The 13,387-nt window shown below is 64.9% G+C and carries 11 protein-coding genes and 1 pseudogene; 7 read left to right on the top strand and 5 right to left on the bottom strand.

The window, feature by feature from the left end:
• Positions 1-95: 95 nt before the first annotated feature.
• Positions 96-1,140: pseudogene (locus tag HV744_RS13400) on the bottom strand (ammonium transporter).
• Between the two features lie 53 nt (positions 1,141-1,193).
• Here HV744_RS13400 and HV744_RS13395 point away from each other — a divergent pair.
• A complete protein-coding gene (locus HV744_RS13395; RefSeq protein ID WP_175149985.1) occupies positions 1,194-2,948 on the top strand; it encodes a sensor histidine kinase in 1,755 nt (584 codons plus the stop codon).
• Positions 2,949-2,974: 26 nt separating this feature from the next.
• On the opposite strand, the gene HV744_RS13390 is transcribed toward HV744_RS13395, so the two are convergent.
• Together HV744_RS13390 and HV744_RS13385 are read right to left on the bottom strand one after the other, a co-directional pair.
• Entirely contained in the window at positions 2,975-3,301 is a 327-nt protein-coding gene (locus HV744_RS13390) for a hypothetical protein (RefSeq protein ID WP_175149984.1), read from the bottom strand.
• Positions 3,302-3,449: 148 nt separating this feature from the next.
• Positions 3,450-4,031, bottom strand: coding sequence for a DJ-1/PfpI family protein (locus HV744_RS13385; protein WP_175149983.1), 582 nt, complete (start codon positions 4,029-4,031; stop codon positions 3,450-3,452).
• Between the two features lie 243 nt (positions 4,032-4,274).
• Between HV744_RS13385 and HV744_RS13380 the strand changes: the two genes are divergently transcribed.
• From HV744_RS13380 to HV744_RS13365, 4 genes are all read left to right on the top strand, one after another.
• Positions 4,275-4,751, top strand: a complete 477-nt coding sequence (locus HV744_RS13380; RefSeq protein WP_175149982.1) for a BCAL1086 family glycoprotein — start codon at positions 4,275-4,277, stop codon at positions 4,749-4,751.
• 87 nt (positions 4,752-4,838) lie between these two features.
• Positions 4,839-5,294, top strand: coding sequence for an Rrf2 family transcriptional regulator (locus tag HV744_RS13375; protein ID WP_175149981.1), 456 nt, complete (start codon positions 4,839-4,841; stop codon positions 5,292-5,294).
• 149 nt (positions 5,295-5,443) lie between these two features.
• Entirely contained in the window at positions 5,444-6,091 is a 648-nt protein-coding gene (locus HV744_RS13370) for an NAD(P)-dependent oxidoreductase (RefSeq protein ID WP_175149980.1), read from the top strand.
• Between the two features lie 151 nt (positions 6,092-6,242).
• Positions 6,243-8,903 carry a mechanosensitive ion channel family protein gene (locus HV744_RS13365; protein WP_175149979.1) on the top strand — a complete coding sequence of 887 codons (2,661 nt, stop codon included), beginning with the start codon at positions 6,243-6,245 and terminating at the stop codon, positions 8,901-8,903.
• Between the two features lie 67 nt (positions 8,904-8,970).
• Here the strand turns inward: HV744_RS13365 and HV744_RS13360 are convergent, their stop codons facing one another.
• Positions 8,971-9,540: a cysteine dioxygenase family protein gene (locus tag HV744_RS13360; protein WP_246279025.1), complete on the bottom strand. Its 570-nt coding sequence runs from the start codon at positions 9,538-9,540 to the stop codon at positions 8,971-8,973.
• 237 nt (positions 9,541-9,777) lie between these two features.
• Between HV744_RS13360 and HV744_RS13355 the strand changes: the two genes are divergently transcribed.
• Together HV744_RS13355 and HV744_RS13350 are read left to right on the top strand one after the other, a co-directional pair.
• The gene (locus HV744_RS13355; RefSeq protein ID WP_175149977.1) at positions 9,778-10,251 is read left to right on the top strand and encodes an Lrp/AsnC family transcriptional regulator; all 474 of its coding nucleotides are present in this window, start codon (positions 9,778-9,780) and stop codon (positions 10,249-10,251) included.
• A gap of 156 nt (positions 10,252-10,407) precedes the next feature.
• A complete protein-coding gene (locus HV744_RS13350) occupies positions 10,408-10,626 on the top strand; it encodes a hypothetical protein (RefSeq protein ID WP_175149976.1) in 219 nt (72 codons plus the stop codon).
• A 136-nt stretch (positions 10,627-10,762) separates the two neighbouring features.
• On the opposite strand, the gene HV744_RS13345 is transcribed toward HV744_RS13350, so the two are convergent.
• Positions 10,763-13,249, bottom strand: coding sequence for an FUSC family protein (locus HV744_RS13345; protein ID WP_175149975.1), 2,487 nt, complete (start codon positions 13,247-13,249; stop codon positions 10,763-10,765).
• Positions 13,250-13,387: the final 138 nt, after the last annotated feature.

Below are 13,387 nucleotides of genomic sequence, written 5' to 3'. Positions count from 1 at the left end.
ATTCGGCGTGTTTGACGTGCTTGGCGACAAGACGTGCGCGCCAGTTCAGCGCGCGGCCGCCACGTTAGACGAAGCAAGCGTCTTCCGACGCTGTCTCACTCCGAAGTCGCCGAAATCTTGTGGATCGACAGGTCGGCGCCGTCCGTTGTATTCGTCTTCCTGGTCGAGCCGCAGACCGACCGTCAAACGAATCGCGCCATACACGAGCGTGCCGCCGAGCGTCGCCACCACGACGCCGCCCAGCGTGCCGACCAGTTGCGCGCCGAACGACACCCCGCCCATCCCGCCGAGCGCGCGCAGACCGTCGGAGCCCGCGCAAACCGCCATCAGGCCGGCCAGCGGGCCGTTATACGTGAAGCCGGGGTCGTTGCGGCCGGCGAGCCACGCGCTCAGCGTGCCGCCGACCATCGCCATCAGCGAATTGACCGCGACGAGGCCGCTGATCTTGTCGACCGTTTGCGCGCTCATCACGTTGAAGCCGAACCAGCCGACCGTCAGCACCCATGCGCCCAGCGCGAGAAACGGAATATTCGACGGCGGATGCGCGGCGATGCCGCCGTCCCGATGGTAGCGCCCGTTCCGCGCGCCCAGCAGCAGCACGGCCGGCAACGCGACCCAGCCGCCGAACGCGTGCACCACCACCGAGCCGGCGAAGTCGTGGAACGGCATGTCGAACACCTGAGTCAGCCAGTTCTGGACGCCGGAGTGGCCGTTCCACACGATCCCTTCGAAGAACGGATAGATGAAGCCGACCAGCATGAAGGTTGCGAACAGTTGCGGATTGAATTTCGAGCGCTCCGCGATGCCGCCCAACACGATCGCCGGAATCGCGGCGGCGAAGGTCAGCAGGTAGAAGAAGCGCACCAGTGCATAGCCGTTGTGCGCGGCCAGCGACTCGGCGCTGCCGAAAAACTGCACGCCGTACGCCATCGTGTAACCGATGAAGAAATACGCGACCGTCGAGACCGAGAAATCCACCAGAATCTTGACGAGAGCATTGACCTGATTCTTTTTGCGGACCGTACCGAGTTCGAGAAACGCGAACCCTGCGATGTACGCTCGTCGCCGGTTCGCGATCGGGGCCGACAAACGAAACAGCGGTGACGGACCCTCTTTGTCTTCCTGCGCAAACCCCGACATAATGTGCCGACCCCGCGCATGATCTGCCGGCCAACGACTTCCAATGCTCACGCATGAGACTGACCACTAAAGGCCTGTTGCTGATCGCCATTCCGGCCGTCTTCGAACTGGCGCTGCTGTCCGGACTGGTCAAGGCGCAGTCCGACGCGGCGCTGGCGGAGCGTTGGGCGATCCATAGTGAAGACGTGCTGCGTCAGAGCGCCGCGATTCTCGACCCGGTGCTGGGTGAGTCCGTGGCGCTGCGTGGCGCGGTGCTCGCCAACGACACGCACTTCGCGACGCCGGTGGCGGTGTGGGTGGACGTCGATCGCCGCATCGATCAACTGGCCGAACTGGTCGCCGACAATCCGGCCCAGGTCGAGCGCGTGGTTCAGGTGCGGCAGGCAGTGCAGGCGTATCGCCAATGGTCGGATCGGATTCAGGATCTGCTGCGTTCCGGGCGGCGGCGCGATGTGCTCGAACGCTTGCGCGATCTGGCCCAGGCCGACGTGCTCGATCGCTTCCGTCAGCAGGTGGTCGCGTTCCAGGCGGAGGAGCGGCGCATCGATACGCAGCGCTCGAACACCGCCAGTGTCGCGCGCGAACAGCAGCAGACGTTGATCGTCGCGGCCGCGCTCGGCTCGTTGCTGTTTGTGGCGCTGGCGGTCTGGTTGTTCACGCGCGGCGTGCGCGGTCGGCTCGCGCTGCTGTCCGACAACGCCGGACGCCTCGCGGGCAATGAACCGCTGGCGCCGATCGCCACGGGCCGCGATGAAATCGCCCGCCTCGACCTGACCCTGCATGAGACGAGCCGGCGTCTGCTCGAAGCCGAACGCATCCAGGCACGCTTCCAGGCGGATCTCGCGCGCCGCGCCAGCGAACTGGCGCGGATCAACGAGACCTTGCGGCAGCAGACCCAGGACAACGAAATGTTCATTTACAGCGTGTCGCACGATCTGCGCGCGCCGCTGGTGAATCTGCAAGGCTTCTCGAAAGAACTGATCCGTGCATGCGACGAACTGCGCGCGGCGGTGCGCGATTCGTCGCTCGCAGCCGGGCCGCGGCAGGGGATCGAACGGGTGGTCGACGAGGATATCGGCGAAGCGCTGCATTATCTGCAAACGGCCGTATTGCGCGCGTCGCACATCATCGACGCGCTGCTGCGGCTGTCGCGGGTCGGCCGGGTCGAGTATCGGCGGCAGAAGGTGGACGTCCGCGATATCGTGCAGCGCGTGGTGGACGCGATGCAGGGCTCGATCCGGTCGCGGCGCGCTCAGGTCAACGTCGGCGAGTTGCCCGCCGTCTGGGGCGACCCTACCGCGCTCGAACAGGTGTTCGCGAACCTGGTGGGCAACGCGGTGAATTATCTGGACCCGGCGCGCGAGGGCAGGATCGAAATCGGGACGACGCCCGCGCCGCCGGGCGTGCACTCGCTACGCATCTTCTATGTGCGGGACAACGGTCTGGGTATTCCGGCGGTCGCTTTGCCGCGGCTCTTCAACGCTTTTCAGCGGCTGCACCGCAATGCGACGGCCGGCGAGGGCGTAGGCCTTGCGCTCGTGCGCCGGATGGTGGAGCGGCATGGCGGACGCGTGTGGGCGGAGTCGAAAGAGGGCGTGGGCACGACGTTTTATCTGTCGCTGCCCGAAGCCGGTATGCGCTTCGACGAAGCGATTGCCGGGACGCATGCTCCGCTGGGAGCGGCTGGCATTCAGGCGATTCGAGATGGGCGCGACTGGCGTGCGGACCTCGAAGGTCGTGAGCGCGCTAGCGCGAGTGGCAAGCCGGCTGCGTACCCCGTCGATGAGCCCGACATCAGCACGCGGTAAGCAGTGTGTATCAATGAGCGCGCCGCTCAGTGCGCGGTAAAGAGCCGCCGCGGTTTGAGCAGCTTGCTGCCGCGAATCGACCAGTAACAGCCGCAGGCAACCAGAATAACGACGCCCGTCAAGGTCTCGAGCGGTGCGGGGCGCAGGCCGGGTAAGCCGCCTATCGTGAACAGGCCGCGCGCGGCGATCAGCAGCGCCGCCCACAGCGAACACGCGGCCTGTACCAGCATGCGTGTGCCTGTCAGACGCCGTGCGCGGTTATCTCGCGACCAGCTGGCCGGCGTGCGCGCGCAGAAAAATGCAATCGCCATCAACGTAATGGCGAGGATGACGATCCAGTCGATCAGTTCCATCGAAACACACTCCCAAGTCAGCCGCGACTATAGGAAAGCATTTCACTGCGAACTATCGGACAATTCTCAAATACGGTTTTCTTGTTTCATTCAGGCGAGCGCCTGGTGCCGCAAGGGCATGGCGCTCGCCGTCGAACCCGGCCAGGGCTCAGAGTTCGATCCGCGTGCCGAGCAGCACGAGGAACTGACGCAGCCACTCGGGATGCGCGGGCCATGCGGGAGCGGTGACGAAATTGGCGTCAGTGATCGCGGCGTCGACCGGGATGTCGGCATACTCGCCGCCGGCCAGTTTCACTTCGGGCGCACAGGCCGGGTACGCGGAAATGCGCTTGCCGCGAATCACGTCGGCGGCGGCCAGCAGTTGCGCGCCGTGGCAGACGGCGGCGATCGGCTTGCCCGCTTCGGCGAATTGCCGCACGACGTCGATCACTTTGGGATTGAGCCGCAGATATTCGGGGGCGCGGCCGCCGGCGATCGCCAGCGCGTCGTACTGGCGCGGATCGGCGTCGTCGAACGTGGCGTTGAGCGTGAATTGATGACCGGGCTTTTCGGTGTAGGTCTGGTCCCCTTCGAAATCGTGGATCGCGGTCTTGATGCGATCGCCTGCTTGCTTGTTCGGACAGACCGCGTCGACTACATGGCCGACTGCCTGCAGCGCCTGAAACGGCACCATTGTTTCGTAATCCTCGGCGAAGTCGCCGGTCAGGAACAGAATCTTCTTTGCCGCCATCGTATGCCTCCAGTTGATCAACGGAACACAGCTCACTTACCTTGACGTTCATCGATGCTCAGGCAGTCTACTCCATCACGTTTGACACAACCGCGACGGATCACGCAATCGACACGAGTGAGTGGCGCGCCGCTTCACGCGAACCTGTTTCCATGTGTTTGCCGGCGAGGGCGTGCGGCGCAACGGCGTATCATGGGCGCGTTTTCGCAAGAGGAAGCCGCTCGACACGGCTCACACCCAATCATGACTTCATCTCTTCATTCATCGTTGCTGCGCCGTGCGGCGTTCGTGGCCGTCGTGCTTGGTGGACTCGCTGCGTGCCAGAAGAACGACGCCTCGACCGGCCAGGTTGCCGGCAAGCTCAACGACGCCGCCCAGGCCGTTGGTCAGAAACTCGATCAGGCGGCTAGCTATGTTGGCCAGCAGGTCGACGCGACCAAAGCCACCGCGCAGCAGAACCTCGAATCCGCGTCCGCGCCGTCGATCAAGATCGACCCCAACGCACTTGCTTCTAGCGCGCAGGCCAATCTGCAAAGCGCGGCGAGCGCGACCCACGCGGAACTCGGCAAGGCCGCGTCGCTCACCGGCCAGAGCCTCGAAACGGCGGGGCGCAAGCTGCAGGAGTGGTCAGCGCAGAGCACGGCGTCGTCGACCAACGCGTCGGCTTCGTCATCGGCGGCGGGCGATTCCGCCGACGCGCAAAAGCAGATGGACAAGTGATATGCCGGCCACTCTGTTCAGCCGTTTGACAGTCCGGGTAAATGTAATTACCATGGTTACACATTGTCGTCGCCGGGCGGGTTCGCCGTGAATACGAGTAGCCGGTTTGCATTTGCGGTGCATGTGCTCGCGCTGTTGTCGTTGCAGGAGGGCGTGCCGCTTTCGTCGGAGATGATCGCGGGCAGCGTGAATACGAATCCCGCGCTGATCCGGCGGCTGCTGACCATGCTGGCCGAGGCGGGCCTCACCACGTCGCAACTCGGTTCGGGCGGCGGCGCGCTGCTGGCCCGGCCGCCCGCGCAGATCACCTTGCTCGACGTGTATCGCGCGGTGGACGACGCGCAATTGTTCGCGCTGCATCGCGAGGAGCCGAATCCGGCGTGCATGGTCGGGCGCAATATTCAGGGCGTGCTGCGCGGTATCATCGGCGAAGCGCAGCAGGCCATGGAGGCATCGCTTGGTGCACGCACGCTGGCCGACGCCACCGCCGACGTGGTGCGCGCGGAGAAGCAGCGGGAGCGCAAGCGCCGGTCGCAAGCGTGACGTAACAACGAAGCAGTACGGGAGGGCGCGTGTTCAACTCAGCGGTTGCAGCGCACGCGCCTGAAACACGGACGGGGGCTCGAGCCCCTCTTTTTTTCGCGATATATGTACTCGATTTGGTTACATATAAGTCAATCAGGAGTAGTGCAATGAGCCAGCAACTGAAGATCGCCTTGTTTGGCGCGACCGGCATGATCGGTTCGCGAATCGCCGCGGAAGCGGCCCGTCGCGGCCATCAGGTGACGGCGCTCGCGCGCAATCCGGCGCGCGTGCCGGCCGGCGTCGCGAATCTGCAAGCGGCGCAAGCCGATCTGCTCGATGCCGCGAGCGTCGGCGCCGCGGTGCGTGGTCACGACGTGGTGGCCAGCGCCTACATGCCGCCGCAGGACGACCTCGCGACGCTCACGAAGGCAACCCGTGCGCTCGTCGAAGGTGTGCGCGCGGCGGGCGTCAAGCGCCTCGTCGTGGTGGGCGGCGCCGGTTCGCTCGACGTCGCGCCGGGCAAGCAACTGGTCGATACGGACAGTTTTCCGGACGCATTCAAGGCGATCGCGCTCGCGCACCGCGACGCGTTCGACTACTACCGTGGCGTCACCGATCTCGACTGGACGTTCTTCGCGCCGGCCGCGCTGATCGCGCCGGGCGAGCGCACCGGCAAGTTCCGCACGGGCGCGAACACGCTGTTGGCCGACGCCGAAGGCAACAGCCGTATTTCGGCGGAAGATTACGCGATCGCGTTCGTCGATGAGCTGGAGCAGGGGCGGTTCGTTCGGCAGATCGCGACGGTTGCCTACTGAGGCGAGGCGTGCTGCACGCGCGGTGAACGTCGACTTTATTGCCCGTGCTTTTGAAGCCTGCGCAAGCGCCCTAACATTCGGTTACGCATGTTCGGGCGCGCCGGGTAAAACTGCGGCTACACTGGCGTCTCCCGTTTTCCTACGGATTGCCATGCAGTCATGCCCATCGCGGCGTGAGTCCGAGGCTACGCCGTCCAACGGCGGCCAGCCGGCGACCCACGCCGTCCTTCATTTTTCCTCAGACCAGACCGGATCCGATGTGCGCCCCAGCGTGCGCGCGCGAATCGTGGCGTGGTTCGGCGCATGGACGGCTGCGTTCGGCGTCGCGCTGATCCTGTGCGTCGGCTGGCTGCCCTTGCAAGCGCAGGCTGCCGGCGCCAGTACCGGCACAGGCACCAGCACGCCGGTCATTCCGGCCTTGCAGAGCCTGATCAACAGCGCGACGGTGACACCCCCGTCCGCCGCGTCGGGCGCATCGGCCGCCGAGGCGGCATCCGCGCCGTCGCCGGCGAGCCAGGCGGAACTGGCGCGCTCGCTCGACAGTGTGATCGCCACGCTCGACAACGACCGCCAGCGCACCGCGCTCGTCGCCCAGCTCAAAAAGCTGCGCGACGTCTCACAGACCGTGGCGCCGCCCGCGCCCGCGCAACCGAGCCCCGGCTTGCTTGGCGCGATCGCGTCAGGCATCGCGTCGTTCGAAGCCGACGTGCATCAGGGCCGCACGCCCGTGCGCTATTGGGGCGGACGCTTCACTGCGGCTGGCAACGAGCTCTACACGATCGTCTCGGGCCAGGGGCGCGAGGGCTTCGGCAGCATTCTGTTCTCGATGCTGGCGATGCTGGCCGGCTGGGGCGCATGCGCCGGCGCGCTGATCTTTCTGCAACACCGGTTGTACCGGCGTTTCGGCGTCGTCATCGGGCTGCGTCCGAATCCGACCACGCGCGAGCTGCTGATCTTCGCGCTGCGCCGCGTCGGGCCGTGGATCATCGCCTTCGTCGCGGCGCTGCTGTTCGTGCGCGCGATGCCCGATGCGCTCGGCCGTACGCTCGGCATGGTGGTCGCCTACGCGATCGTCGCGGGCGCGGTGTTTTCCGCCATCTGTCTGATCATGTTTTCGCTGTTCGGCTCGGGGCATCGGCGCATCGCGGTGCGCCTGCTGATCGATCATGCGCGGCGCGTGCTGTTCGTGGTCGGCGTGTGCGGCGCGCTCGGCGACGCGGCCGTCAATTACGACGTCGCTCAGCAGCTCGGATCGAATCTCGCCGCGTTGATTTCGACGGCGGCCAACATGACGGCCGCCGTGCTGACCGGCTACTTCGCGCTTGCGTTTCGCCGGCCGGTCGCGCATCTGATCCGCAACCGGCCTTACGAGCAGCGCAACCGCCACAAGGCCGCGACCGACGCGTTCGACGTGCTCGCCGCGCTCTGGCACGTGCCGGTGCTGGTGCTGGCCACGGCGTCGGTGGTCGCCACGCTCGGCGGGTCGGGTTCCAGCGAAAACGTGCTGCAGATTTCGGTCGTGACCGCGCTGTTGCTGGTGCTGGCGTTTTTCCTGTCAGCCATCGTCTTGCGCATGACGCGTCCGCGCAGTGCGCGCGCCCGTCGCCGTTCGCCTTATCTGACCCGTCTGCTGCGTTTTTGCGGCACGCTGCTGACGCTCTTCATCTGGCTGTTCTTCTTCGAACTCGCGGCGCGCCTATGGGATGTGTCGCTCGCGGCGATGGTCGAGAAAAACGTGGCGGCGCGCGGTATCGCCCATGCGGTGACGGCGATCGTCGCGACCGTATTCATTGCCTGGCTGCTGTGGATTCTGGTCGACACGGCGATCACCGAGGCGCTCAATCCGGGCAGTCCGCGCAACAAGGCGCGCAGTCCGAGCATGCGCGCCCGCACGATGCTGCCGCTCGTGCGCAACGTGCTGCTCGTGTCGATCATGACGATCGCCGGCATCGTCACGGCGGCCAACCTCGGCATCAATGTCACGCCGCTGCTGGCGGGCGCCGGCGTGATCGGTCTCGCGATCGGCTTCGGCGCGCAGTCGCTCGTGACCGACCTGATCACGGGGCTGTTCATCATCATCGAAGATACGATAACGGTGGGCGACTGGATCGACGTGGACGGCGGTCATGCGGGCACGGTCGAGCATCTGTCGATCCGCACCGTGCGTCTGCGCGACGGACAGGGCGCGATCCACGCGATTCCTTTTTCGCAGATCAAGATCGTCAAGAACCTGTCGCGCGACTTCGCCTATGCGGTGTTCGAAGTGCGGATGGCGTTCTCCACCGACGTCGATCACATCACGCAAATGATTCGTGAAGTCGGCGCGGATCTGATGGCCGACTTCCGTTACCGGCGCGAGATGCTCGGGCCGATCGAGGTGTGGGGTCTGGACCGGTTCGATCCGAACTGGATGGTCGTGAAAGGGCAGATCAAGACGCGGCCGTTGCAGCAATGGAGCGTGGCGCGCGCGTTCAATCTGCGGCTCAAACGCAAAATGGATGAAGCCGGCATCGAGATTCCGGTGCCGCAGATGCGTATCTATACGTCGTCGAAGGATAGCGAAGGGCAGCCTTTGCAGGACGACGAGATGTCCGGGTTCATTGCGCATGGGCATGGGCATGGGCATGAGCATGCGCATGCGCATGCTCATCAGCCGGCTGAGACGGGGGCGTCGGCGCGGGCTGCGCATGCGCCGCTCGCCGTGGCGCGCGATGTGTCGCACGAGCCGCGTCCGGCGCCGCCGCCGACCGGGCAGACGGCGCCGATTCCACCGCAGATTCCTACGGCGGGGGAAGCCGGTGGGAAGAGTTGATTACGTCGCGGGCGGTGTCAGGCGTGCAGTGGAGCATCGTCGGCACACGCGGCGAAACCCGTGAATTTCAGGCCAATGCCGTTGCGTCGGTTGCGTGGACGACGTCGTTCACATGCGTAGCCATCTGCGCGCCCGAGACGCCGTAAATATGCAGCGAGACGGCGGGCGCATCACTGCTATTGCCCAGCCGATGAATGCCGCCGCGACCGCTGCGCACGAACGACACCGCGCCATGCTTGCGCGCCTGCGTGCGGGTGGCGCTTGCGCAGTGCTGCGCGCCATTCCATTTGAAGATCGTCTCGCTCAACGTGCCCTCCAGCACCGCGTAGCCGCACCACGTGTGATGCGCGTGCACGGGGCTCGCGTGCTGCGGCAGCCACACCAGCGCGGCGATCGCGTAGCGGCCGTGCGGATCGGCGGCCAGCAGGTGACGCCGGTAGTTCTCCACCGAGCTCTCGCGCTCTGCCGGGGTAAGCAACGCCGGGTCCGCTGCCGCTTCGGCGAGCGCGATGCGCATGCTGCGCGCGAAGAATGTCGAGTCCGACGGCTCGGGGAATTTCACACAGGCTTCGAAGATGGCGTCCAGCGTATCGCACAGGCGCGCGAGCGGCGCGCGGCGGTGGTCGCGCGATGACATATCCGGTTGCGTGCACGAGGGCGTTTGAGCTGCTCCAGCCGGTGGCGACGGAGAATCGGAGAGACGGTCGAACGAGGTTGCGCGAAGGTCCTGGCTCATGATTGTGGTGCAGCGGCGGCGCTGCTTATCGGTTATTGTCGGGTAGCGATATTTATACCCGTTTGACCGGAGAAAGAGTTTCCATATAATTCCCCTTGGGATTTGAAAAGTAGAATATTTTCCTATGGGGATGTCGTGATGGGAATGGATATCATCGACCGGAAGCTGCTCGAACTGCTGCAGGAAGACGCGACGATGCCGATCGCCGAACTGGCGCAGCGTGTGAATCTGTCGCAAACACCTTGCTGGAAGCGGCTGCAGCGTCTGAAAGAGGCGGGCGTGATTCGCGCGCAGGTGGCGCTTTGCGATGCGCGCAAGCTTGGCGTCGGGACGACGGTGTTCGTCGCGGTGCGCACCAACCAGCACACCGAGGCTTGGGCGCAAGCCTTCACGCGTGCCGTGCAGGATATTCCGGAAGTGGTGGAGGTGTACCGGATGAGCGGTGAAACCGATTACCTGCTGCGCGTGGTGGTGTCGGACATCGACGACTATGACCGCGTCTATAAACTGCTGATCGCCGCAGTACCGCTGTACGACGTGAGTTCGAGCTTCGCGATGGAGCAGATCAAGTATTCGACGGCGTTGCCGGTGCGGTCTTCGGCGGTGACCTGAAGGCGCGCTGCGGACCGGGTTCCGGCAGGTGCGGCGCTTGCTGCATCGGATGGGCCGCCGTCCCCACCAACTGCAAGCCATGTGCAAGCTCAGTGAGCGTAGAATGCCGCCTTCCCGAACACCCTTCGCCACTGCTTTGCGAACCGAGCCCGCCTCATGAACAAACCGCCGCGCAAGAAGAACCCGACCTTTGGCATTGCCGTCTTCATCGTGGTCGCAATACTGGTGGTGATTGCCACGCTGTTCTACAACGCCATCCGGGAAAAACACGAGTTCGAAAGCCAGCACGCGGCGCCGTCGATCACATCGGACGCGGCAGTAGCGGCGGCGACTGCGGCGACCGCGGTGACGCCCGCCAGCGGCGCGGCGCGGTAACACGACGCGCGTGATCGGAACGAGCGTCGCGCCTGATCGACCGTCAGCCCCGCTGACAACGCTCGACGCCGCGTAAAAAGCAGCCTGCCCAGACAGCAGCGCCGCACGCGACAACCGCGTCCTGGCGCTCCTCGTCTCACTCTTCCGGCAGGCGAATCATGCTCGCATCCTTGCGGATCAGCGCCGCCGCCGTCAGCATCTGCTTGCACTGATGGGCGAGCAGTTTCATGTCATGCACGGCATCCGCCGAATAGTCCGGCGATTTCTCCGTTTCGACCACCATCACATCGAGTTCCCGGTTCAGCAGTTTGACCTGCTCGGCCTGTTCGGCGGGCAGCGGGGTGCCGGCTTCCGCTTCGGTGAGATTGTCGCGCACGACGCTCAGCGCGCGCTGCAGCGGCTGTAGCGACACATCTTCGATCTGCTGCTGTTGCTGCGCGGAAGTGCGCAGCAGCGGCGCGGCCGCTGTGATCTGCGAAGCGAGCACGTGGCTGCGCACCAGCAGGCCGTTCAACTCCGGTACGAACTTCTGCGCGGACTTCGGTTCGAGCATCATGCGCTGAAACGCCTGGCCCAGATTGGCGAACGCCACATGGACGTTCTTGCGCGCGAGCCGGTAGCGGTAATCGCGCTCGAGTGCCGTCGCCGCCGCCGCGGCGGCTGCGGAGGCGCCGGCCGCCGGTCTCGCGGTCGCGTTGCCGACCGTGGTGGTGCCTGCGCTGGTGCCGGCGTCCGCGAGCGGCTGTGCCGCGGTGCCGGCACTCGCGCTGACGTCAGCGGCGCTAGCGCTGGCGGCGCCAGCGGCAGCAAGCGCGGGCCTGCCGAACTCGATCGCCGGATCGGCCATCGCCGCAGCCGGGGCGCGCGCGCCGGCTTCGGTGACGGTCGCCACCACCGCGGCAGCCGGCTTGCCGCTCCACCACCAGCTCGCTTCCAGATACTGGCGCGTCGCATTGATCATGTTGTTGACGAGCTTGCCCATCAGGCGGTATTCCCAGTACGGAAACAGATGGCTCGCCGCGATCGCGATCGCGCAACCCACGACCGTGTCGATCGCGCGCTCGCCGATGATGCGCATGCTGCCCGGCGCAAGCAGATCGAACAGCAACAGCACATACGACGAGGTGAACACCACGCTCGCCGTGTAATTGAACAGCAGCAGGCTGTAGCTCATCACCATCGACGCGAACATCGCCACCATCAGGATGTGCGGTTCCTTGACGAAGATGATCAGCGCGATGCTCGCCGCGCAGCCGATCAACGTGCCGACGATCCGCTGCCCGTTGCGCTGTTTGGTGAGCGAGTAACCGGGCTTCAGAATGATGACGGTGGTCATCACGATCCAGTACGCGTTGGTGAGCGGCAGCAGACGGCCGAGCCAGAAGCCCACGGCGACCGCGATCGTCACACGCAATGCGTGACGGAAGCTCGGCGAGGCCATTGTCAGGTTCGAGAAAATCTGTCCGAACGGCACGCGGCGGCTCGACACGAAGCGGCTGAGCGCCTGGTCGATACGCAGTTCGGTCCCGGTCGCGCCGGGGTCGCTCGACAGGCTCTTGCGCATCCTGTCGATCAGACGCGTGGCGCTCCAGATGCGCCGGAAACTGGACGACACCGCCGAATAGGCTTCGGGGTTTTTGGCGGCCAGGTCCTGCTTGCGCAGCAGTTCGATTTCGAACTCGATCGCGCGCAATTCGGCCTTCACGTTCACGCTCTTGCGCGGTGCCTGGTTTTGCAGCACCGCAAGCCCGATCTCCTCGCAATCCTCGGCGGCTTTGCGAATCAGGTCGCGGTAGAACACCAGCAGATCGGAGCCGCCGAACGTGTTGCGCACCAGCGGGTAATCCGTGTGCGCGCCGACGAACAGCTCATGCAGGTCGACGGTGTTGATGAACAGATTGAACAGCATCGCGCGGCGCGGTTCGAGCTTGCCGCGTTTGAGCTTGGGCAGATTGCGCAGCACGATGTCGCGCGCGGCGTCCTGACGTTCGACCGCGGCGATCTGCTTGTCGACCAGGATGCGATAGCACTCGTCCAGATCGTTGTCGAGGTCGTAGAACGCGGCGCGCGCGAGCAGATAGTCGGCACACGCGAACACGCTTTCGGCGAGCGCCTGCTGCTCGATGCGATGCATCATCCAGCGGCTCACAAAGGTCGACCAGTAGGTGTACCAGAGGCCGCCCAGCAGAATCCACGACGCGTTGACGAGCGCCTGCATCGGCGTGAAATGCTCCTCCAGCGTCAAGATCATCATGAACAGCGTGGCGAAGCTGATTTGCGGCCAACGGTTGCCGTACACGACGATCAGCGACAGCAAGAAGGTCAGAGGCACGACCGTGCACCACAGCGCCACCGGGTTCACCGTGGCGAGCCCGGTGGCGAGCGCGGACAGAAAGCCGATCACCGTGCAAGCCAGCATCTCGTTGTGCTTGTACTTCAGCGGGCCCGGCATGTCGACGACACACGCGCCGAGCGCACCGGTGGCGATCGTGAAGCCCAGTTCGCGGTTGTGAAACACGATCAGGCACAGAAGCGCCGGCAACGACACGCCGACGGCGATGCGCAGGCCGCCATAAAAGTACTGGCTGTACAGGAATTTTTTTATTTCAACCGAATAGCGCATCGACTACCTGGATTCCATTCTCTGAGCAAACCGCGGTTGAAGGGGCAGACCCAAACTGCCGTCGAGTCTAACTGATTTTGTGCACGATCTGACCTCATCCGTTCGGCCAGGTTATGCCCTGGGAGCGCGTTTGTTATG

The organism is Paraburkholderia ultramafica (assembly GCF_902859915.1).
Lineage (GTDB): Bacteria > Pseudomonadota > Gammaproteobacteria > Burkholderiales > Burkholderiaceae > Paraburkholderia > Paraburkholderia ultramafica.
The sequence above is the reverse complement of the archived record's forward strand: the minus strand, read 5'-3'. Positions and strand labels throughout refer to the sequence as shown.